The organism is Pseudomonas sp. GM102, assembly GCF_000282555.1.
Taxonomy (GTDB): domain Bacteria; phylum Pseudomonadota; class Gammaproteobacteria; order Pseudomonadales; family Pseudomonadaceae; genus Aquipseudomonas.
On record NZ_AKJB01000074.1, the window covers coordinates 1 to 19,427 of the forward strand.

17 protein-coding genes are annotated in these 19,427 nt (G+C 59.5%); 11 read left to right on the forward strand and 6 right to left on the reverse strand.

Annotation, left to right across the window (positions count from 1 at the left end; genetic code table 11):
- Both PMI18_RS09975 and PMI18_RS09970 read right to left on the reverse strand, forming a co-directional pair.
- Positions 1-1,668: FUSC family protein (locus tag PMI18_RS09975; RefSeq protein ID WP_007903250.1), on the reverse strand; the 1,668-nt coding region annotated here is incomplete at its 3' end.
- Positions 1,669-1,808: 140 nt separating this feature from the next.
- Positions 1,809-3,308, reverse strand: coding sequence for an efflux transporter outer membrane subunit (locus PMI18_RS09970; RefSeq protein ID WP_007903251.1), 1,500 nt, complete (start codon positions 3,306-3,308; stop codon positions 1,809-1,811).
- Between the two features lie 359 nt (positions 3,309-3,667).
- Between PMI18_RS09970 and PMI18_RS09965 the strand changes: the two genes are divergently transcribed.
- The 4 genes from PMI18_RS09965 to PMI18_RS09950 all read left to right on the forward strand — a co-directional run bounded on the left by PMI18_RS09965 (position 3,668) and on the right by PMI18_RS09950 (position 7,134).
- Positions 3,668-4,636, forward strand: a complete 969-nt coding sequence (locus PMI18_RS09965) for a LysR family transcriptional regulator (RefSeq protein WP_007903252.1) — start codon at positions 3,668-3,670, stop codon at positions 4,634-4,636.
- Between the two features lie 334 nt (positions 4,637-4,970).
- Positions 4,971-5,219 (forward strand): DUF6124 family protein, encoded by a 249-nt coding sequence (locus PMI18_RS09960; RefSeq protein WP_007903254.1) that lies wholly within the window; start codon positions 4,971-4,973, stop codon positions 5,217-5,219.
- 239 nt (positions 5,220-5,458) lie between these two features.
- Positions 5,459-6,433: a 2-hydroxyacid dehydrogenase gene (locus PMI18_RS09955; RefSeq protein WP_007903256.1), complete on the forward strand. Its 975-nt coding sequence runs from the start codon at positions 5,459-5,461 to the stop codon at positions 6,431-6,433.
- A 191-nt stretch (positions 6,434-6,624) separates the two neighbouring features.
- On the forward strand, positions 6,625-7,134 hold the full coding sequence (locus PMI18_RS09950; RefSeq protein ID WP_007903257.1) for a DUF2165 family protein: 510 nt from the start codon (positions 6,625-6,627) through the stop codon (positions 7,132-7,134).
- 27 nt (positions 7,135-7,161) lie between these two features.
- On the opposite strand, the gene PMI18_RS09945 is transcribed toward PMI18_RS09950, so the two are convergent.
- Complete coding sequence (locus PMI18_RS09945; RefSeq protein WP_007903258.1) at positions 7,162-8,064, reverse strand: DMT family transporter; 903 nt, start codon at positions 8,062-8,064, stop codon at positions 7,162-7,164.
- Between the two features lie 283 nt (positions 8,065-8,347).
- Here PMI18_RS09945 and PMI18_RS09940 point away from each other — a divergent pair, with 283 nt between their 5' ends.
- From PMI18_RS09940 to fecA, 4 genes are all read left to right on the forward strand, one after another.
- Entirely contained in the window at positions 8,348-9,223 is an 876-nt protein-coding gene (locus tag PMI18_RS09940) for an AraC family transcriptional regulator (RefSeq protein ID WP_007903260.1), read from the forward strand.
- A gap of 198 nt (positions 9,224-9,421) precedes the next feature.
- On the forward strand, positions 9,422-9,910 hold the full coding sequence (locus PMI18_RS09935) for a sigma-70 family RNA polymerase sigma factor (RefSeq protein WP_007903262.1): 489 nt from the start codon (positions 9,422-9,424) through the stop codon (positions 9,908-9,910).
- Positions 9,907-10,845 carry a FecR domain-containing protein gene (locus tag PMI18_RS09930; protein WP_007903263.1) on the forward strand — a complete coding sequence of 313 codons (939 nt, stop codon included), beginning with the start codon at positions 9,907-9,909 and terminating at the stop codon, positions 10,843-10,845. The genes PMI18_RS09935 and PMI18_RS09930 overlap by 4 nt, the downstream gene beginning before the upstream one ends.
- A 197-nt stretch (positions 10,846-11,042) precedes the next feature.
- Entirely contained in the window at positions 11,043-13,376 is a 2,334-nt protein-coding gene (gene fecA / locus PMI18_RS09925) for a TonB-dependent Fe(3+) dicitrate receptor FecA (protein ID WP_007903265.1), read from the forward strand.
- A gap of 277 nt (positions 13,377-13,653) precedes the next feature.
- Here the strand turns inward: fecA and PMI18_RS09920 are convergent, their stop codons facing one another.
- Together PMI18_RS09920 and PMI18_RS09915 are read right to left on the reverse strand one after the other, a co-directional pair.
- Positions 13,654-14,061, reverse strand: a complete 408-nt coding sequence (locus tag PMI18_RS09920) for an HPF/RaiA family ribosome-associated protein (protein ID WP_007903266.1) — start codon at positions 14,059-14,061, stop codon at positions 13,654-13,656.
- Between the two features lie 216 nt (positions 14,062-14,277).
- Positions 14,278-15,225, reverse strand: coding sequence for a LysR substrate-binding domain-containing protein (locus PMI18_RS09915; RefSeq protein ID WP_007903267.1), 948 nt, complete (start codon positions 15,223-15,225; stop codon positions 14,278-14,280).
- Positions 15,226-15,360: 135 nt separating this feature from the next.
- Between PMI18_RS09915 and PMI18_RS09910 the strand changes: the two genes are divergently transcribed.
- The 3 genes from PMI18_RS09910 (at position 15,361) to PMI18_RS09900 (ending at position 18,772) form a co-directional block, all read left to right on the forward strand.
- Positions 15,361-16,737 carry an L-serine ammonia-lyase gene (locus PMI18_RS09910; RefSeq protein WP_007903268.1) on the forward strand — a complete coding sequence of 459 codons (1,377 nt, stop codon included), beginning with the start codon at positions 15,361-15,363 and terminating at the stop codon, positions 16,735-16,737.
- 63 nt (positions 16,738-16,800) lie between these two features.
- Positions 16,801-18,102, forward strand: coding sequence for a serine/threonine transporter (locus PMI18_RS09905; RefSeq protein ID WP_007903269.1), 1,302 nt, complete (start codon positions 16,801-16,803; stop codon positions 18,100-18,102).
- 355 nt (positions 18,103-18,457) lie between these two features.
- Positions 18,458-18,772 carry a DUF3509 domain-containing protein gene (locus tag PMI18_RS09900; protein WP_007903270.1) on the forward strand — a complete coding sequence of 105 codons (315 nt, stop codon included), beginning with the start codon at positions 18,458-18,460 and terminating at the stop codon, positions 18,770-18,772.
- On the opposite strand, the gene PMI18_RS09895 is transcribed toward PMI18_RS09900, so the two are convergent.
- On the reverse strand, positions 18,769-19,269 hold the full coding sequence (locus PMI18_RS09895; RefSeq protein ID WP_007903272.1) for a phosphate-starvation-inducible protein PsiE: 501 nt from the start codon (positions 19,267-19,269) through the stop codon (positions 18,769-18,771). The two genes, PMI18_RS09900 and PMI18_RS09895, sit on opposite strands and share 4 nt — an antisense overlap.
- Between the last annotated feature and the right edge of the window lie 158 nt (positions 19,270-19,427).

The following is a 19,427-nucleotide window of genomic DNA, read 5'->3' on the forward strand; positions in this document are numbered from 1 at the left end:
CCCCCGCCACAACCAGCGGCTGTTGGGCGGCAGAATGATCGCCCCGGCCGCCGCACACACCAGCATGCCCATGATCATGGCGATGTAGTCGTTGATGAAGGCGTAAGGGTTGTAAACCGTGAGGTTGTCCGGCACCGAACCGGTGCTGAAGAAGATCAACAATCCCAGGCCAACACCGGCGTATTGCGGCCGTGAGGTCAGGAACGACCCGAGCACAATCACCGGTGCGAGCATCACGCAGAGCAAGGGAAAACCGTCGATCAAGGGGAAGATGAAGAACATCTCGACGAAGCCGATCAGCGCCCCGAGCAACGTCCCGCAAGCCATCTGAAACGCCATGCGCTTGGGGTTCGGTGTCGCCGCTGAAAGGCCGACAGTAGCGGCAGCGATCAGGGTCATGGTCGCCCCGCTCGGCCACGCGGTGGCCACCCAGTAACTACCGAGCACCACGAGAATGAACGCTGCGCGAATGCCCGACGCCGCCGAGGCCAGCCAGTTGGTTTGCGGGGTGAAGGGCTCGTCCCAACGTTCACGTTCGTGGCGGTGATCGGCCAGAGATGCGTGGGTCTGTGCATAGCTGTGCAGGTCGTCGACGAAGCGATAAAGCAGCTCGTAGGCGGTGTGAAAATCCAGCTGCTCGGCGTCGCTCGGAGCACTCTCCTGAAAGGTCGCCCGCAGGCTGCGGACTCGCGCCGGCAAGTTTTCCTTATAGGTCGCCAAAGCGCTGGCCAGGCGTGCAGCGTCGAAGCTGGTCAAGGCGCGACCGCTGAAGCCGTCGAGCGCTTCGGCCAGATCCTGCAACCCCGGTTTGATCGCCGCAACAACCTGGTCAGTGCCGCTGTTGCGCAGGCGTTCGAGCAACTGATGCAGGGCATTGAAGCGCGTGGTAATACCCATGAACTCGCTGTTCAGGCGACTGAGCCGACCATTGCGCCGACGCATGTGCGGGTCTTCGAACACCGTCACGCTGCGCAGGCCTTCCAGCCCAACCGCCTCGGCGATGAAGCGCACATTGTCAGCTTCGAAAGCTTCGCGCCGACTGCGACCGCGCAAGCCATCGGTGACGAACAGCGCGAACACGCCGAAGCGCTGATACAAGGCATTGCGCATCGCAGCGCTGGCGGTTTGCGGCAGGATCGCGGCGCTGACCAGCGTAGAGCAGATAATCCCCAGGGAGATTTCCAATACGCGCCAGACCGCCGCCATGAATGCGCCGTCGGGGTGAGCCAATGCAGGCAGTCCGACCATCGCCGCCGTATAACCGGCGAGCACAAATCCGTAGGCGCGGAAGTTGCGATAACGCGCCGCGCCGGCCGAGCAGAGGCCGACCCAGATCGCCAGCGAGCCGAGGAACAGTCCCGTGTTCTGCGCAAACAGGGCAATCAACGCGACCATCACCGCCGACCCGGCCAACGTGCCGAGGAAGCGATAGAAGCTCTTGGCGAATACCTGGCCGCTTTGCGGTTGCATGACGATGAACACGGTGATCATCGCGGTGCGCGGTTGCGGCAATTCAAGGCGCATGGCCAGCCACAGGGTCAGGAACGCCGCGAACAGCACCTTGAAAATGTACACCCAGGTCACGCCGTCGCTGCGTGCCCAGTCGAAGAACCCCCTGCGCCATTCAAGGGAATACAGCCAGCGCAAAGGTGCGGGCAAGGGAGTCATGGGATTTTTGCTCATTGAGATTCGGTCAAGACGCAGAACCTGTGGGAGCGGGCTTGCCCGCGATGGCGGTGTGTCAGGCGCCATCAATGTCGGATGTGATGACGCCATCGCGGGCAAGCCCACTCCCACAGGGTTTGTGTTCAACGCAAAAGAACCGGGGTTTTCGGGGGGTGGGTTTTCTCGGCGTTCGGCACGTCATTGCCCGCACCGAGTCCACCGCCAAGCGCCGTCACCAACTCGGCATGAGCGCTCAACCGCGCAGCCTGAACCTGCTGCCGCACTTGTTGCTGCTTGAACAACAAAGTCTGCGCATTGAGCACGTTGAGGTAATCGGTGAGCCCACGCTGATACGCGATCATCGCGATGTCGTAGGTCTTCTGCGCCGAGGCCACCGACTCGGCGGCGAAAGCCTGTTGCTTGTCCATCGACTCACGACGAATCAACTGGTCGGAGATGTTCTTCAGTGCATTGACCAGCGTCTGGTTGTACCTGGCCACCGCGATGTCATAACCCGCCGAGGCCTCGCCCAACTCCGCACGCAAGCGGCCACCGTCGAAGATCGGCAACGAGATCGCGGGGCCGACGCTGTAGTTGAGCTTCTTGCCGGTCAAAAACTCCAGCGCCCCACCGCCGGTGGCCATGTAGCCGAGGCTGCCGACCAGATCGACGTTGGGGTAGAAGCCCGCGTGAGCCACATCGATACCTCGCGCCTGCGCCGCCACTTGCCAGCGACTGGCGACCACGTCCGGGCGTTGACCGAGTAATTGCGCCGGCAGTGACGACGGCAACTTCAGCGCCGCGACTAACGACAGCGCCGGCCGTTGCAACTGCGCCCCCTCCCCCGGCCCCTTACCGGCCAGCGCGGCGAGTTGGTTACGGCTGAGGGCGATTTCTTCGTCCAGCGCATCGATTTGCCGATGGGTTTCCGGCAATGGTGTTTCAGCCTGGCTGACTTCGAAGTGGGTGCCGATGCCGCCGTCCAGACGTTTCTGTGCCAGGTCGAGTATTTGCTGTTGCTGCTTCAAGGTCGCGACGACGATGTCCCGTTGTGCGTAATGCAACGAAAGCTCGATGTAGGCGCGCACGATGTTGTTCTGCAATTCGAGCTGGGCCTGCCGTGCTTCGGCGGCGCTCATGTGGGCCATGTCCACGGCACGTTCGGTGGCGTTGCTTTCCCGTCCCCAAAGGTCGAGGGCATAGCTGAAACCTAGCGCGGCGTTGTTGTCCCAGGTTGTGGTGTTGGCCAACTCGCCGGGGCCGTAGAACTGATCGGTCGGCCAGTTGTGGCGCTTGAGGGTGGATTGGCCATTGATCTGCAACGACTCGGCAGACTCGGCAACGCCGGCCATGGACCGGGCCTGTCGCACTCGTGCAGCGGCAATGGCCATGCTCGGACTGCCTTGCAGGGCGAGGTCGATCCAGCGGTTCAGTTGCGGGTCGCCGTAGGCTTGCCACCATTGGGCGGTGGGCCAGTGCGCGTCTTGTTCGGCGCTCTGAATGGCTTCATCGGTGGCCAATGCATGGGCTTGCAGCGCCTTGCCCTGTGGGGCAATACCGCCGGTTCCGATGCAGCCGCTGATTGCCAGGGTTAAAGCCAAAACACTGAGCGTCTTGAGCGCTCTGTTGATGCGACGCGGCACTGCTGCAAATTCCTGAGGTGGAGAGGCACGGAGAACTTCTGGGAACGGGCTTTTTGTGGCGAGGGGGCTTGCCCCCGTTCGGCTGCGCAGCAGTCGTAAACCGGTCACCGCATTCTGATTGAAGATCGCGGTGACCGGTTTTAGGGTCGCTGCGCAACCCAACGGGGGCAAGCCCCCTCGCCACACAAGCCCGCACCTACAGGGGCGCAATTCTAGGGGTGGGCCTTGTTGGCGATAAGCCGGGATTCTTGTGAATCTTTGTTACCGTTAACGCGATAATCCCTTGGTCGCGCCTTTAGTCGCCTGTAAAGAATCAGCAACTTCGTGTCACAATTTGCCATTCGCCAAGAGAGCACCCCATGGACACTTTGCAAAACATGCGCGCCTTCAGCTGCGTGGCCGAGGCCGGCAGCTTCACCGCCGCCGCCGTGCAACTCGACACCACCACGGCCAACATCTCGCGCGCGGTCTCCAACCTGGAAGCTCACCTGCAAACCCGTCTGCTCAACCGCACCACCCGCCGCATCGCCCTGACCGAGGCCGGCAAGCGCTATCTATTGCGTTGCGAGCAGATCCTGGCCTACGTCGAAGAGGCCGAAGCCGAGGCCAGCGACGCCCACGCGCGCCCGGCCGGGCAACTCAAGGTGCACACCATGACCGGCATCGGTCAGCACTTCGTGATCGACGCCATCGCCCGCTACCGCAAAACCCACCCGGACGTGACCTTCGACCTGACCATGGCTAACCGCGTGCCGGATCTGCTCGACGAGGGCTACGACGTGTCCATCGTGCTCGCCAGCGAACTGCCCGACTCGGGCTTCGTCTCCCAGCGATTGGGCATTACCTACAGCATCGTTTGCGCGTCGCCCGCCTATGTAAAAGCCAACGGCTGCGCGCACAAACCCAGCGATTTGCTCAACCACGCCTGCCTGCGCCTGGTGAGCCCGGTCATCCCGCTGGAGAAATGGGCCTTCGACGGGCCTGATGGCCAGGAAATGGTCACCATCAACAGCTCACCGTTTTTGGTGAACTCCGCTGATGCGATGAAGACTGCAATCACCAGCGGCATGGGGGTTGGCGTCTTACCGGTGTACGCGGCGATTGAAGGGCTGCGCAACGGCACGCTGGTGCGGGTGATGCCGAAATACCGCTCGCAGGAACTGAATCTGTATGCGATCTACCCATCGCGGCAGTATCTGGATGCGAAGATCAAGACCTGGGTCGAGTACTTGCGTGGGTCGTTGCCGGAGATACTGGCGGCGCATCAGGCGGAATTGGCGGCGTATGAATTGAGTGAGAGTTTGGGTGGGGCGCGGTTGGCGAATTGAGCTACAGACGGTCCTACAAATCGCCGAGATTCAGGGACGTTTCCGACGCGTTTTGACGGTTGGTGTGTGGGACGGGAGATGGGTAGGCTTTGGGGGTCGCTGACGCATCAGCGATCAGGTCTGGAAAACCTGGATCAATTCTTTACCTCAGCACATGGCATACTGCGGCGCTTTTTTCTGCTCGCAATGTTATGGCGGCTGTGCGCGGGAGACCTTCGGGTCTGCCGGGTTTTGGTGGGATTGACCGGTTTTTCCAGTCCGCGCACGGCTGCCACCCTTTGTCTGGAAAACAAAAGTGGCAGCTCCATTAATCCCAGCATGGAGTAACGCACTTATGTTCAAGCCGACACCAAATCCCCCTCACATACCCAGCCACTTGTTCCAGGTTGCCCCCGACTCCACCACCGAAACCTTATTGGTCTACGCCTGCGAATCCCTCGCCTCGGCCAGCGTCATGGCCAGTGACTTCGCCGGTTTTCTCGAAGGCACTCATCGCAATACCATGCTGGGCATCCAGCAGGTCATCATGCTGGGCGAACTGGCGGTGAATCGAGTACCGGACAACGTCGACCCACAAGACTGACCCGTACCTGCAGGAGTCGAGCTTGCTCGCGATGACGGTTCAACATTCAACATTGATGCTGGCTGTCCCATCGCAATCGCGAGCAAGCCTCGCTTCATGTAGGAGCTGCCGAAGGCTGCGATCTTTTGATCTTGAAAATCCAGATCAAAAGATCGCAGCCTTCGGCCAGCTCCTACGCACAACAGCGAAAAAGAATGTTAGCGTGCTTGGCATTCTCCAAGCCCGACGAGCCGCCTCCAATGAAAAAAACCGTCCTCGCCTTCAGCCGTATCACCCCACCGATGATCGAACGTCTGCAACAAGACTTCGACGTGATCGTGCCGAACCCGAAAAACGGCGACATCAATGCCCAATTCAATGAAGCCCTGCCCCACGCCCACGGCCTGATCGGCGTCGGCCGCAAACTCGGTCGCGCGCAACTGGAAAGTGCCGCAAAACTGGAAGTGGTCTCCAGCGTCTCGGTCGGCTACGACAACTACGACCTCGCCTACTTCAACGAACGCGGGGTCATGCTCACCAACACCCCCGATGTCCTCACCGAAAGCACCGCCGACCTGGCCTTCGCCTTGCTCATGAGCAGCGCCCGCCGCGTTGCCGAGCTGGACGCATGGACCAAGGCCGGCCAATGGCAAGCCACCGTCGGCGCGCCGTTGTTCGGTAGCGATGTGCATGGCAAAACCTTAGGGATTGTCGGCATGGGTAACATCGGCGCGGCCATCGCTCGTCGCGGTCGGCTGGGCTTCAACATGCCGATTATCTACAGCGGCAACAGCCGCAAGACCGAGCTGGAACAGGAGCTCGGTGCGCAGTTCCGCAGCCTCGACCAGTTGCTGGCCGAAGCCGATTTCGTCTGTCTGGTGGTGCCGCTCAGCGAAAAAACCAGACACCTGATCAGCCACCGTGAACTGGCGCTGATGAAACCGAGCGCCATTCTGGTGAACATCGCCCGCGGCCCCGTAGTGGATGAACCGGCGCTGATCGAAGCGCTGCAAAACAACCGGATTCGCGGCGCCGGCCTGGACGTCTACGAGAAAGAACCGCTGGCCGAGTCGCCATTGTTCCAACTGAAAAACGCCGTGACCTTGCCGCACATCGGCTCGGCGACTCACGAAACCCGTGAAGCCATGGCCAACCGTGCCTTGGCCAACTTGCGCAGTGCCTTGTTGGGTGAGCGGCCGCAAGATCTGGTAAACCCACAAGTGTGGAAAGGCTGACTAAATAAGGGCAGGCGGTTAAAACGCCTGCCCGCTAAGTTTCCCGACGCCCCAACCAAACTACAAATAATAAATCACGTACAAACATCACACACTTTGAAATTCAGTCATTCGCCAAAAAACCAGTCAGCACTATAGACTCTCCTTACTTACCCGACCGTGACGGGAACCCACCAAGGAGCACAACTATCTTGCACCCTCTAAACACCGACCAAATCATCAGAATCAGCAAAACGGCCCTTATGTTTTTTGTGAGCCTGTTTGGTTTGCTCATGATGTATAGCAACTTCACCGACTATGCTACCAACTACGAATACGTCGGGCACGTCCTGAGCATGGACACCACTCGAGAGAGCCTTAAATACAGTAATCGGGCCATCACCTCGCCCATGCTCCATCACCGAATCTACTGGATCATCATCACGCTCGAAGTCATTTACACCGTCTTTTGCCTCATGGGAACTTATCAACTACTGAAAAATATAAACAAAGACGCAGACTTGTTTCATGAGGCCAAAAAATTCGCACTTCTCGGATTGCTTATCGCCATTTTCATTTATTACGTAGGCCTGCAAGTTGTCGGCGTTGAGTGGTTCAATATGGACCTTTCGGAAACATGGAACTATAAGGACTGGGCGCGACATATCGTCGATTTCATATTTCCACTGCTGATCTATATTGCAATTCGGACTGAGCGCTGAACGTGATCCGAACCGATCTTCAGCACGTCAGGCCAACTTGCCGTTACCTTGCATCACCGGGGCCTTGGGTTTACGGAACACCAGCACATTACCCAACATCACCAGCACCAGCCCCACCAGTGCCGGCGCCGTCCATTGATAGCCTTCGACAAACGCCGACACATTAAGCGCCACCACCGGAAAGAGTACGGTGCAATACGCCGCCCGCTCCGGCCCCATGCGCCCGACCAGCGTCAAGTAGGCGGTGAAGCCGATCACCGAGCCGGGAATGACCAGGTACAGCAACGATCCGATGTAGCGGGCATTCCATTCCATGTCGAACGGGATGCCTTTGACCAGACACCACACCGTCAACATCGCCGCGCCATATGCCATGCCCCAGGCGTTGGTGGTCAGGGGTTTCAGGCCGGCCTTCTGTTGCAGACTCGACAGCATGTTGCCGGCCGAGAAACACAAGGTGCCGAGCAGCGCCAAGCCCAACCCGAGCAAGGTTTGCGGGCTGGCGGTATGACCGGCCAGCTCCGGCCAGAACAACAGGCCAAGCCCGAGCAAGCCCAACGCGCCGCCCATCAGCACGTTACGGGCAATTTTCTGGCCGAAGAACACCCGCGCATTGAAGGCGTTCCACAAGGTGGCGGTGGAAAACACCACGGCGACCAGACCGCTGGGGATCCACTGGCTGGCGGTGAGAAAGCACATGAAATTGATGCAGAACAGACACAGGCCCTGAGCCAGGCAAATCAGATGCCCGCGACGGTTCATCACTTGCAGGCGCCGGCTAAGCAGCAACATCACGAACAGCACTAGCGCGGCGAGACCGAACCGATAGACGATCGACACCGGAATCGCCACCACGCCCAGTTGCCATTTCAAGGCGATCCAGGTGGTGCCCCAGATCAGCACGGTCAGCAGATACAACGAAAGGTTCATGGCGACAGCTCCGGGATGGGCAATGCTGTTCACTTTGTGGCGAGCGAGCTTGCTCGCGCAGGGCTGCGTAGCGGCCCCAAGTCCTGGCAAATTTCGCCAGTTTTGTGAGCGCTGCGCACTCAAGCGGGAGCAAGCTCCCTCGCCACAGTGCATTGCCTGATTAGGGGTCCAGTGTGCTGCGCCAATCGTGGGCGCACTTGCATAAACTTGCGCTTTTGTCGGCCGGCGGGCTGGCAGGCCAACGTCTACGGAGTAGGATGCAAGGCGTTGGAGAGAACCGATCATGGCCGCACTGGAATCCTTGCAAGTCTTTCAAGCGCTTAACCGCTCGCCCAATGCTCGCCTGGAGCACAGCGCCGAGCTCGGTGACGGCATGGCTGCGGCTTTGTGGAACAACCATCACGACGCCCAGGACTACGAAGCGCCGAGCCATCACACCCTGTCGTGCTATATCGCCGGCGGCACCGGCACCTTTCGCCGCGACCAGCCCGGCACCAAGGGCGGCCCGGACAAGCTGTGCATCCTGCCGGCCGACCATCAGTCTGGCTGGGTGATCAACGGCGATATTCGCCTGGCCCACCTGTATTTCAGCCCCGAACAATTTGCCCTTGGCTGCGTCACGCTGCTGGATCGCGAACCTCGGGAATTGCAGTTGCGCGAGCGCACGTTTCTTGAAGACCCGCAGCAAGCCCGGCGCTTTCGGCAGTTGATCACCCTCAACTGGGATGAGCCGGGCGAACGCCTGCTCACCAGCAGCCTGGCTCATGAAATGCTCAACCATGCCCTGCTCAGCCAGGTCGGCGTGCGTGAGGGCTTGCGCCTCAAGGGTGGGTTGGCGGCACATCAACGGCGGCAGTTGGTGGAGTTCATCGACCATCAATTGGCGGAAGCGATCAGCCTTGGGCATTTGGCTGCATTGTGTGCGTTGTCGGAATACCACTTTGCGCGAATGTTTCGTGTGAGCTTCGGTTTGCCACCGCATCAGTATGTGTTGGCTCGGCGACTGAGCCGCGCGCGGGAATTGTTGCGCACAACGTCGCAGCCGTTGGGGGATATTGCGTTGGCGTGCGGGTTTGCCAGTGCGAGTCATTTCACCAATCGGTTTCGGCAGGCACTGGGTGGTACGCCTGGGGAGTATCGGCAGGCGTTTTTGCGGTAAAGCAAGATCAAAAGATCGCAGCCTTCGACAGCTCCTACGCAGGATGCGAACTTCTGGTGGAGCTGTCGCAGGCAGCGATCTTTTTAACGAGTCTGAAGAGATAGCTGCCAGGAGCCGATTGCCGGATGCAGGCCCCGCCCCTACAATGCGAACAATTCTTGTTCTCTAACGTATCTAAATGCGTCCGGAGCGGTTCCGTTGTCGTCAGCCACTACCGTCGAAGTCCTTTATCACGCCCATCACAACTGGCTCACCGGTTGGCTGCGGCGCAAACTCGGCTGCCCTGACAGCGCCGCGGACCTGGCCCAGGACACGTTCATTCGAGTGCTGACGGCACGGGAAACGCCCCAAATCATCGAACCGCGGGCGTTCCTCACCACCATCGCCAAGCGTGTGCTGTTCAATCATTATCGCCGCCAGGATCTGGAGCGCGCCTACCTCGATGCGCTGGCGCAGATGCCGGAAATCGTCGCGCCGTCGGAGGAGGATCGGGCGATCATCCTGCAAACGCTGATGGAACTCGACCAGTTGCTCGACGGTTTGCCGCGCCTGGTCAAGCGCGCCTTTTTGCTGGCTCAGCTCGATGGTTTGACTTATCCACAGATCGCCGCCGAACTGGGCATTTCCATTGCCACGGTCAAACGGCACCTGAACAAAGCGGCGATGCGCTGCTATTTCGCACTATGAACAGCCCTGCGGATTTTTCCTCCAAGGTAGCTGAGCAGGCCGTGCACTGGTGGATGGAAGCCCAGCAAGGGTCGTTGAACCCACGTCAGCAAATCGCCTGGCAGCAATGGCTCAATGCTCATGGCGAACATCGACGGGCCTGGGAGCACATTCAGCGGGTCAATCAACGTTTGCGCGGTTTGTCTTCACCGCTGGCCCATGCCGCCCTCAACGCACCGAAATCCGCCGGCCGTCGTCAGGCGTTGAAGCTGTTGCTGATTCTCGGCGCGGGTTCGGCGGTCACCTGGGGCATGCGCGAGCACACTCCGCTGACGTCGTTGCTGGCCGACTACCGCAGCCCGATCGGCCAGCGACGTAAAGTGCCGCTCGGCGATGGCAGCCAAGTACAGCTCAACACCGCCAGTTCGGTCGATGTGCGAGTCGACGGTCAGCAGCGGCTGATCCGCTTGCTCGAAGGCGAGATGCTGCTGACCGCCATCCAAGCGTTTCAAGTACAGACCGCACAAGGCCTGTTGAAAACCCAAAGTGGGCGGCTGAACGTGCGGCAGTTTTCCGATCGCACTCACGTGGCGGTGTTCGAAGGTAGCGTCGAATTGACGCCCGATGGCGGGTCGCCACGGATGCTGCAAGCCGCCCGGCAGTTGAGCTTTGGCGCACGCGGCATCGGCACTCCCCTGCCACTGGACGCCAACAGCGGTGCCTGGGCCGACGGCATGCTGGTGGCCGCGCACATGCGCCTGGGGGATTTTCTCGATGAACTCGGTCGCTATCGACGGGGGCAGCTTAATTGCGCGGCGAATGTTGCCGACCTGCTGATCTCCGGGACTTATCCACTGGACGACAGCGAGCGGATTCTTGATCTGCTGGAAATCAGTTTGCCGGTGAAGGTGAGACGTTTTACACGGTATTGGGTGACGGTCGAGGCGCGCGCGTAAATGATCGTTCCCATGCTCTGCGTGGGAATGCAGCCCGTGACGCTCCGCGTCACTTCCAGAGCCGAACGCGGAGCGTCCGTTGAGGCATTCCCACGCAGAGCGTGGGAACGATCTTCAAAAACATGAGCCGTTTTTCAGATCTGGCGTGACAGAGAAGGAAAGCCCCCCTTGATTCAACCTTCTCAGGATCGCCTTTCATGCAACCCTTCCGCGTCACACCGCTAACCCGCACCTTGCGCCAACTCTTGCTGGGCGCCAGCCTGAGCTTCGGCGCACTGCCTCTGGTGCATGCCGCCGACACCAAGCCGTATCACATCGCACCGTCCTCGCTGGAGAACGCCCTCAACCAGTTTGGTCGTGAAGCCGGCGTGCTGATCTCCTTTGGCTCGCAAGTCACCCGCGGTGTGCAAAGTCGCGGCCTGGAAGGCAACTACACCCCTTCCGAGGGTTTGAACGCGTTGCTCGAAGGCACCGGCCTGCAAGCCCGCGCCGAGGGCGACAATGCTTTCAGCCTGCAACCGGCGGGGGATGCGGCGCTGGAGCTGGACACTTCGAAAGTGGTCGGCGACTGGCTCGGCGATGCGGCGCAAACCAACGTCTTCGAACATCCTGGCGCTCGCGATGTAATCCGCCGCGAAGAATTCGAACGCCAGGGCGCGACTCAGGCCAAGGATGTGCTCAATCGCATTCCGGGGGTCAATGCGCCAGACAACAACGGCACCGGCAGCCATGACATGGCACTGAACTTCGGCATTCGCGGGCTCAACCCTCGGCTGGCTTCGCGCTCCACGGTATTGATGGACGGCATTCCGGTGCCTTTCGCACCTTATGGTCAGCCGCAGCTTTCGTTCGCGCCGATCAGCATGGGCAACATGGACGCGGTCGACGTGGTACGCGGCGGCGGTGCGGTGCGTTACGGGCCGCAGAACGTCGGCGGTGTGGTCAACTTCGTGACTCGCGCCATTCCCGATGAGCCGACGGTCAAGGGCGGCTTTCAGACCGAAACCAGTCCATCGTCCAGCCATGACGGCTTCAAAACCACCGGCAACCTGCTGGCCGGCGGCACGGGCGATAACGGTTTGGGCGGCGCGATTCTGTACTCGGGCACCCGCGGCGGTGACTGGCGCGAACACAGCGACACCGAAATCGACGACCTGATCCTCAAGGGCAAATACCAGCTCGATGACGCCAACAGTTTCAACGCGATGGCCCAGTATTACGAAGGCAAGGCGGACATGCCCGGCGGGCTGAACGTCGCCGATTACGACGCTGACCCGTACCAGTCGACCCGCCCGAAAGATCAGTTCTGGGGCCGCCGCACAATGTTCAATTTCGGCTATCGCTATCAGGAAGATCGCCGCGAGTTCACCGCCAATACCTTCTTCACCAAGACCCTGCGTAGCGGTTATCTGGACCAGGGCACGTTCCTCTCGCTGTCGCCACGCGAGTATTGGGTGCGCGGCCTGGAAACCCGTTTCGCCCAAGGCTTCGACCTCGGCCAAACCAGCCATGAAGTCGGCGTCGGCTATCGCTACATCAACGAGGCCGGCCACGAACTGCGCTACCGCACACCGATTGCCAGCAACGAACTCCCGACCACCAACAGCCGAAACGACCGCGATACGCGGGGTGGCACCGAGGCCAATGCATTCTTCGTCGATGACCGGATCGACATCGGCAAGTGGACGATCACGCCAGGCATCCGCTACGAGATGATCGAGTCGCAGCAGACCAACAACCTGACCAACGTGAAATACAAAGGCGACTACAACACCGCCCTGCCGGCGTTGAACGTGCTCTATCACCTGACCGACAGCTGGAACCTCTACGCCAATACCGAAGGTTCATTTGGCAGCGTGCAGTACAGCCAGATGCCTAACCGGGTGACCAGCGGCGAAGTCAAACCGGAGAAGGCGCGCACCTGGGAGCTGGGTACCCGCTACGACAATGGCGCGTTGCGTGCCGAGATTGGCGCATTCCTGATCAATTTCGACAATCAGTATGAAAGCAATCAAACCAATGACTCGGTGATCGCCCGTGGCGAAACCCGCCATCAAGGCATCGAAACCAGCATCAACTACGCCCTCGACGATTTGAGCCCGGCGCTGGCCGGTTTCGATGTGTACGCGACTTACGCCTATGTCGACGCGACCATCCGCGAAGACGGGCCAAACAAGGGCAATCGCGTGCCGTTCTCTTCGAAACACAAAGGCACGGTCGGCGTCGGTTATACCGAAGGCGCGTGGAAACTGAACCTGGACAGCAGCTATCAGAGTGACCAGTTCGCTGACAACGCCAACACCTCGGCCGAAAGCGCCGATGGCAGCACCGGCAAGATTCCGGGATACATGTTATTCAGCAGCCGCGCGGCGTATGACTTCGGGCCTAAGTTGTCAGACCTGAATGTGGCGGTGGGGGTGAAAAACATCTTCAACCACCAGTACTTCACCCGCTCGTTCGATGACAACAACAAGGGCAAGTACGTGGGTGAACCGCGGACGGTGTATGTGCAGACTTCAGTCGCGTTTTGATTACTGGCCCTGGGGCAGAGGTCGAACACTTTGTGGCGAGGGAGCTTGCTCCCGCTCGGCTGCGAAGCAGTCGTGAAACCTGCTAACGAGATTTGCCTGACGCACCGCACTGGATGGTTTTGGGGCTGCTTCGCACCCCAGCGGGAGCAAGCTCCCTCGCCACAGGTTTCCATGGAACCACAGGAGCCGGCGAATACCATAAACAAGAACGGGCCTGCATAAGCAGGCCCGTTTTTCAGGTGGAGAGAAAGTGGGAAGGTAAAAAGTAAATCAGGCCTCAGCCGTTTTGTGCAGCCTGTTCGTTCTCGAGAAACTCGTCTTCCAGCAGCGCATCGGCAACAGGCCTTTCGAACGGCACCACAGCGGCACGTGGTTTGCCCCGCAGTTTGCCGAACAGATGTTCAAGCGCATGTTCGAGTTTTTCAGCCGCACCGTCGATCGCCAGTTCCAGGTTAGCGGCTTTATGGGTGACAGAAATCGGTTGGTGGCCTTTTGGCCGCGCTTCCAGCTGACAGCGCATATCGTGGGGACCGGGCTTGTCGCCGTTCTCGTCCCGCAGGTGGACCTCGACGCGGGTCAGGTCCTCTTCATAACGTTCGAGCGTGCTCTCAATGGTAGTACGTACCCACTCCTCCAGTCGGATGCTGCTTTGAATATGGTTATCGCTATTGACTTGGATTTGCATAGTTCATCCCTTATTTCAGCTAGCTCGCGAGAGGCCCTTCGGCTGGCCCTTGGGCTTCATCACCGTGACCTCTTGGTTACACAATCGGTGTGTGCGCAGAACATTTCAACCCCTAAAAAAAGATAAATATTCATTCGCAAAAAAAGCCGGACAACGGGTAAAAGCGCTGTTAATGTCGGGAGTTGGGTCGCCCCAGGCTGATGTCCCCAGCAGCTGTCACATCTGCCGCTCCGCCAGCGGGTGCAAGCTACGAAATATCCCCGCTTCTTCCACCAGCCAGTCATGCACCGCGCGTACGCCCGGATGGCTCAGCGCGCCCGGCGCATAGAGCAGCACGTAACGCTTGTGATTAGGCACCGCCAGGCCAAACGGCACGATCAACGTCCCGCGCTCCAGTTCATCGTTGAGCAACGTTCGCCGCGCAATCGCCACCCCCATCCCGGCAATCGCCGCTTCGATGGTCAGGTGATTGCGATTGAAGGTGTGCCCGCGTCGCACATCCGCGCCTTCGAAGCCGATGGCGTTTAGATAAAACTCCCATTCCGCATACTCGTAACTGCCGCGCCAGGCGGTGATGTCGTGCAGCAACGGAAAATGCACCAGGTCTGCCGGGCCATGCAGCGGCGGCCTTCCACGCAACAGGCTCGGGGCACACACCGGAAAGATCTGCTCGTCGAGCAAGGCTGTGGATAACAATCCGGGATAACTGCCGTCGTTCAGGTCAATCGCCAGATCGAAGTCGCCTTCGTGCAACGGAACACTGCTGTCCTCAGCCACCAGACGCAATTGAATGTCCGGAAAACGCTGCTGCAAACGCGGCAACCTGGGGGTCAGCCATTTGCTCAGGAACGATGGAATCGAGCGCAACCGCAAAATCCCGCTGATCATTCCCGCATCCAGTCGGCGCAATTCCGCATCGATGCTGCCGTAGGCTTCGTTGACGGTGATAGCCAATCGCTGGCCTTCAGCGCTCAACTCCACACCCCGGGCGCGACGATGAAACAGGCGAAACCCCAGCCGCTCTTCCAGTTGGCGAATTTGCTGACTGACCGCCCCCGGCGTGATGTGCAGTTCTTCGGCGCAACGGGTGAAGGACAAGTGCCGCGCGGCACACGAAAACACGTGCAGCCAGACGTAGGTCTGGGCGTGCAATTGGCGACTCATTGTTTAGTCCTGCTAAAGGCTGTCTTAGGAAGTTTCGTTGGTCACGTAGGACCGAGGTTGGCAGTATCGCCCACCTTGCGCTTGGCCTACAAAAATGGCGGCGATTTCTCTTCCATTGCTTGTATAGGCTTTAGCATGGCTATCAGTGTTTTCGATCTCTTCAAAGTCGGCATCGGTCCGTCCAGTTCCCACACCGTCGGCCCGATGCGCGCCGCCGCAACCTTCGCCCAGGCACTGATTGACCAACATTTACTGGCCGACGTACGGCGGGTAGAAATCCGCCTCTACGGCTCCCTTTCGGCCACTGGCGTCGGCCACGCGACCGACCGTGCCTGTGTCATGGGCCTGATGGGCGAATGGCCAGACAGCATTGATCCGAATTCAATCGACAGCCGAATCCAAACTTTGCGTGAAACCGGCGAACTGAGTCTGGCCGGCAAATCGGCCATTGCCTTCAACTGGCAGCGCGATCTCCTGCTGCTCGACGAAAGCCTGCCCTACCACCCCAACGCGATGTCTCTGACAGCCTTCGGCGAAACCGGAGAGCTGTTCGAGCAGACGTACTACTCGGTGGGGGGTGGTTTCATCATCGAAGCGGCCGAAGCCGAGTCCGGCATTGCGCCGGCCAGCGATGTGGTCCTGCCCTACGATTTCTCCAGTGCCGCCGAGTTGCTCAAGCTCTGCAACCAGCACGGTCTGCGGGTTTCCGAGCTGATGATGGCCAACGAACGAGCCTGGCGCAGCGACGCCGAGATCCGTCAGGGCTTGCTGCATATCTGGTCGGTGATGCGCGAGTGCGTCGAGCAAGGTTTGCGTCACGAAGGCATCCTGCCCGGTGGTCTGAATGTTCCGCGCCGTGCCGCGAAATTGCACCGCAGCCTGTTGGAAATCGGCAAACCGAATGTCATCAGTTCCACCCTGTCAGCCATGGAGTGGGTCAACTTGTTTGCCCTCGCCGTGAACGAAGAGAACGCGGCTGGCGGACGCATGGTGACCGCGCCTACAAACGGGGCGGCGGGGATCATTCCCGCCGTGCTGCACTACTACATGAAATTCAACCCGGACGCGTCGGACGATGACGTCGTGGCGTTCTTTTTGGGCGCTGCCGCTGTAGGCATTCTCTGCAAGAAAAACGCCTCGATCTCTGGCGCCGAAGTCGGCTGCCAGGGTGAAGTCGGTTCCGCCTGCGCCATGGCCGCCGCCGGCCTGGCCGACATACTCGGAGCGACTCCCGAGCAACTTGAAAACGCCGCCGAAATCGGCCTGGAACACAACCTCGGCCTGACCTGCGATCCGGTCGGAGGTCTGGTGCAAGTGCCATGCATCGAGCGCAACGCAATCGCTGCCGTGAAGGCGATCAACGCCACGCAAATGGCCCTGCGCGGCGACGGCAAACACTTCATTTCCCTGGACCGGGTGATCCGCACCATGCGCGATACCGGCGCCGACATGCACGACAAATACAAAGAAACTTCACGGGGCGGCCTGGCGGTGAGCTGGGTGGAGTGCTGAGGAGCACTCCCTGACCGTCTGCAATACGTGAGCCCGAGCAAGAATAATAACGAGGCGAAAACGATGACCGAAATACGTACACCTGCTGCCGATAATCCTGCTGTAGATCTGACCCGCAATAGCGAAACAACCCACAAAGGCTGGAGCAAACACGACACCACCTGGATGCTTGGCCTCTATGGCACGGCGATTGGTGCCGGCACGTTGTTCCTGCCGATCAACGCCGGCGTCGGTGGTTTCTGGCCGCTGTTGCTCCTGGCGGTACTGGCCTTTCCGATGACCTTCTTCGCCCACCGTGGCCTGACGCGCTTCGTGTTGTCCGGGCGTTCCGGGGACATTACCGAAGTGGTGGAAGAACACTTCGGTATCGGCGCCGGCAAGCTGATCACGCTGCTGTATTTCTTCGCGATCTTCCCGATTCTGCTGGTGTACAGCGTGGCGCTGACCAATACCCTGAGCAGTCTCATGGAGCACCAGTTGCACATGACGCCGCCGCCTCGGGCGATTCTGTCGCTGGGGCTGATTCTCGGCCTGATGGCGATCGTGCGTTGTGGTCAGGGCGTCATCGTCAAATGCATGAGCGTGCTGGTTTATCCGTTCGTCGCGGCGCTGCTGCTACTCGGCGTCAGCCTGATCCCGAACTGGAACGGCGCGTTCTTTGCCACCGCCAGTGAAGGCATGCCGCTGCCATTGTTCTTCAAGACCTTATGGCTGGCGATTCCGGTGATGGTGTTCTCGTTCAACCATTCGCCGATCATCTCGGCCTTCGCCGTCGATCAGAAACAGCGTTACGGCGAACAAGCCGAACGCAAAAGCAGCGGCATTCTCGCGATCGCTCACGTCATGATGGTCGTCACGGTAATGTTCTTTTGCTTCAGCTGCGTGCTGGCGTTGTCCCCGGCTGATTTGGCCGCTGCGAAGGCGCAGAACATTTCGATCCTGTCGTACCTGGCCAACCACTTCCAGACACCGGTCATCGCTTATGCCGCGCCGTTGATTGCGTTGGTGGCGATCACCAAATCCTTCCTCGGCCATTACATCGGCGCCAGCGAAGGCTTTCAGGGCCTGATCGTGAAAAGCCTGCGTGGCCGTGGTCGCGTCATGTCCGCCAGTTGGCTGAACCGCATCACTGCGCTGTTCATGATCCTCAGCTGCTGGGCCGTCGCGACTTTCAACCCGAGCATCCTGGGCATGATCGAAACCCTTGGCGGGCCGATCATCGCGTGCCTGTTGTTCCTGATGCCGATGTACGCCATCCGCCGCGTGCCAGCCTTGCGCCAGTACTCGAATCAGGCCTCGAACGTGTTTGTGGTGTTGATCGGTTTGATTGCACTGTCTGCGATCATCTACTCGTTCATGCCCTGAAACGGGCAGGCAAAAAGAAGGCGGGCCAGAGTGCCTAATGCCGGTCAGTCAAGCGAGCAAACCGCTTTTCGTAGGAGCCAGGCTTGCCGGCGAAGGCGTCCTTAAGTGCGCTTTCGCCGGCAAGCCTGGCTCCTACAGGTCCGATTTGTCCTTGACTGACTGGCATTAGCCAGAGTGCCCGCCACTTTTTTGCCGTTTTCATTGTTCGACCATTTTTCCGGCATGTCCCTTGCTATGTCTCCTACGCGGCACGGATGAAAGTACATGAACATGGAAGGCCGATGGTCTGGTGTTGCGAACTAATCCCGATCATGGCCGGTCAACAACTGCACGTTCAATTAGGCGGTGACGCATCATGGACAACCCCTTTCAACTCATTACCGATGCCTTTGCACCGGATTATCAAGTCAACCTGAGCATTCAGGGGCTGGACGGCAGCATCATGCTGACCCTTTCCAAAAGTGGTCGCGTGGTGGCCAAACGGATGATCAGTGCCGAACAGCGCAATGATCCCAAGCGCCTCAAACGCCTGGTGCAAAGCATTCAATTCGGCATCGCCATCGAACAGGGCCACAGCGCCGTGGCCATCCTCGAAGCCATGACCGACGGCGACAATCGCAACCCGCCGCCCTTGGTCAAATCCCGGCCCCGACCTTCAATGGGGCTTTAAATCTCGCCCTTCTCCACTTCGGGATGCTCACCGGAACCCGCACCGATCTTGCGTTGCGGGTGTTCGATCTTCACCGAAGGGAACTGCGACGAGGCGTAACGCACCACCAGAATCGCAAACGCCAGCAGCAGAATACCGCCGCACAGATAGATGATCCCCAGATCTGGCGGATTGTGGTGCGAGACGTTGGAGATCAGCAGCCGCGTCAGAGCGGTGATCGCCACATAGATCAGGAAACGCACCGGCATGTGGTTGGTCTTGAAATAAATCCCGACCATCGCCCCCAGTTCCAGGTAGATGAACAGCAGCAAGATGTCATCGATCTTGATGTGCCCCTGTTCGAGCATTCCGAGGAATTCCATCACCGCCGCCCACGCGGTCACCGCACCGATGGCGAACAGCGCCAGGTAGTGGAAGGTCTCGACGAACAGGTTGCCCAGGGACTCGGCCAGTTGGTGCACGTTCTGCCGCAGGTTCTCGGCCCAGTTGATTTTCACTTTGATTGTTCCTTAGCTCGGTTCGAGCGGATGATGCGGGTTGGACGTGACGGTTGTTCTGCATGCAGAAAAAAGGCCAGATACTGTTGGGTGAGATGATGGCTGCGTGACATGAGACACGTTAGTGGCGTCAGAACGGACGTCTTCGCGGGCAAGCC

Bases quoted from the DNA above. Each gene is read 5' to 3' on its own strand.
- PMI18_RS09965 (WP_007903252.1), top strand. From the start codon at position 3,668: ATGGACACTTTGCAAAACATGCGCGCCTTCAGCTGCGTGGCCGAGGCC.
- PMI18_RS09960 (WP_007903254.1), top strand. From the start codon at position 4,971: ATGTTCAAGCCGACACCAAATCCCCCTCACATACCCAGCCACTTGTTC.
- PMI18_RS09955 (WP_007903256.1), top strand. From the start codon at position 5,459: ATGAAAAAAACCGTCCTCGCCTTCAGCCGTATCACCCCACCGATGATC.
- PMI18_RS09945 (WP_007903258.1), bottom strand. From the start codon at position 8,064: ATGAACCTTTCGTTGTATCTGCTGACCGTGCTGATCTGGGGCACCACC.
- PMI18_RS09940 (WP_007903260.1), top strand. From the start codon at position 8,348: ATGGCCGCACTGGAATCCTTGCAAGTCTTTCAAGCGCTTAACCGCTCG.
- PMI18_RS09930 (WP_007903263.1), top strand. From the start codon at position 9,907: ATGAACAGCCCTGCGGATTTTTCCTCCAAGGTAGCTGAGCAGGCCGTG.
- fecA (WP_007903265.1), top strand. From the start codon at position 11,043: ATGCAACCCTTCCGCGTCACACCGCTAACCCGCACCTTGCGCCAACTC.
- PMI18_RS09920 (WP_007903266.1), bottom strand. From the start codon at position 14,061: ATGCAAATCCAAGTCAATAGCGATAACCATATTCAAAGCAGCATCCGA.
- PMI18_RS09915 (WP_007903267.1), bottom strand. From the start codon at position 15,225: ATGAGTCGCCAATTGCACGCCCAGACCTACGTCTGGCTGCACGTGTTT.
- PMI18_RS09910 (WP_007903268.1), top strand. From the start codon at position 15,361: ATGGCTATCAGTGTTTTCGATCTCTTCAAAGTCGGCATCGGTCCGTCC.
- PMI18_RS09905 (WP_007903269.1), top strand. From the start codon at position 16,801: ATGACCGAAATACGTACACCTGCTGCCGATAATCCTGCTGTAGATCTG.
- PMI18_RS09900 (WP_007903270.1), top strand. From the start codon at position 18,458: ATGGACAACCCCTTTCAACTCATTACCGATGCCTTTGCACCGGATTAT.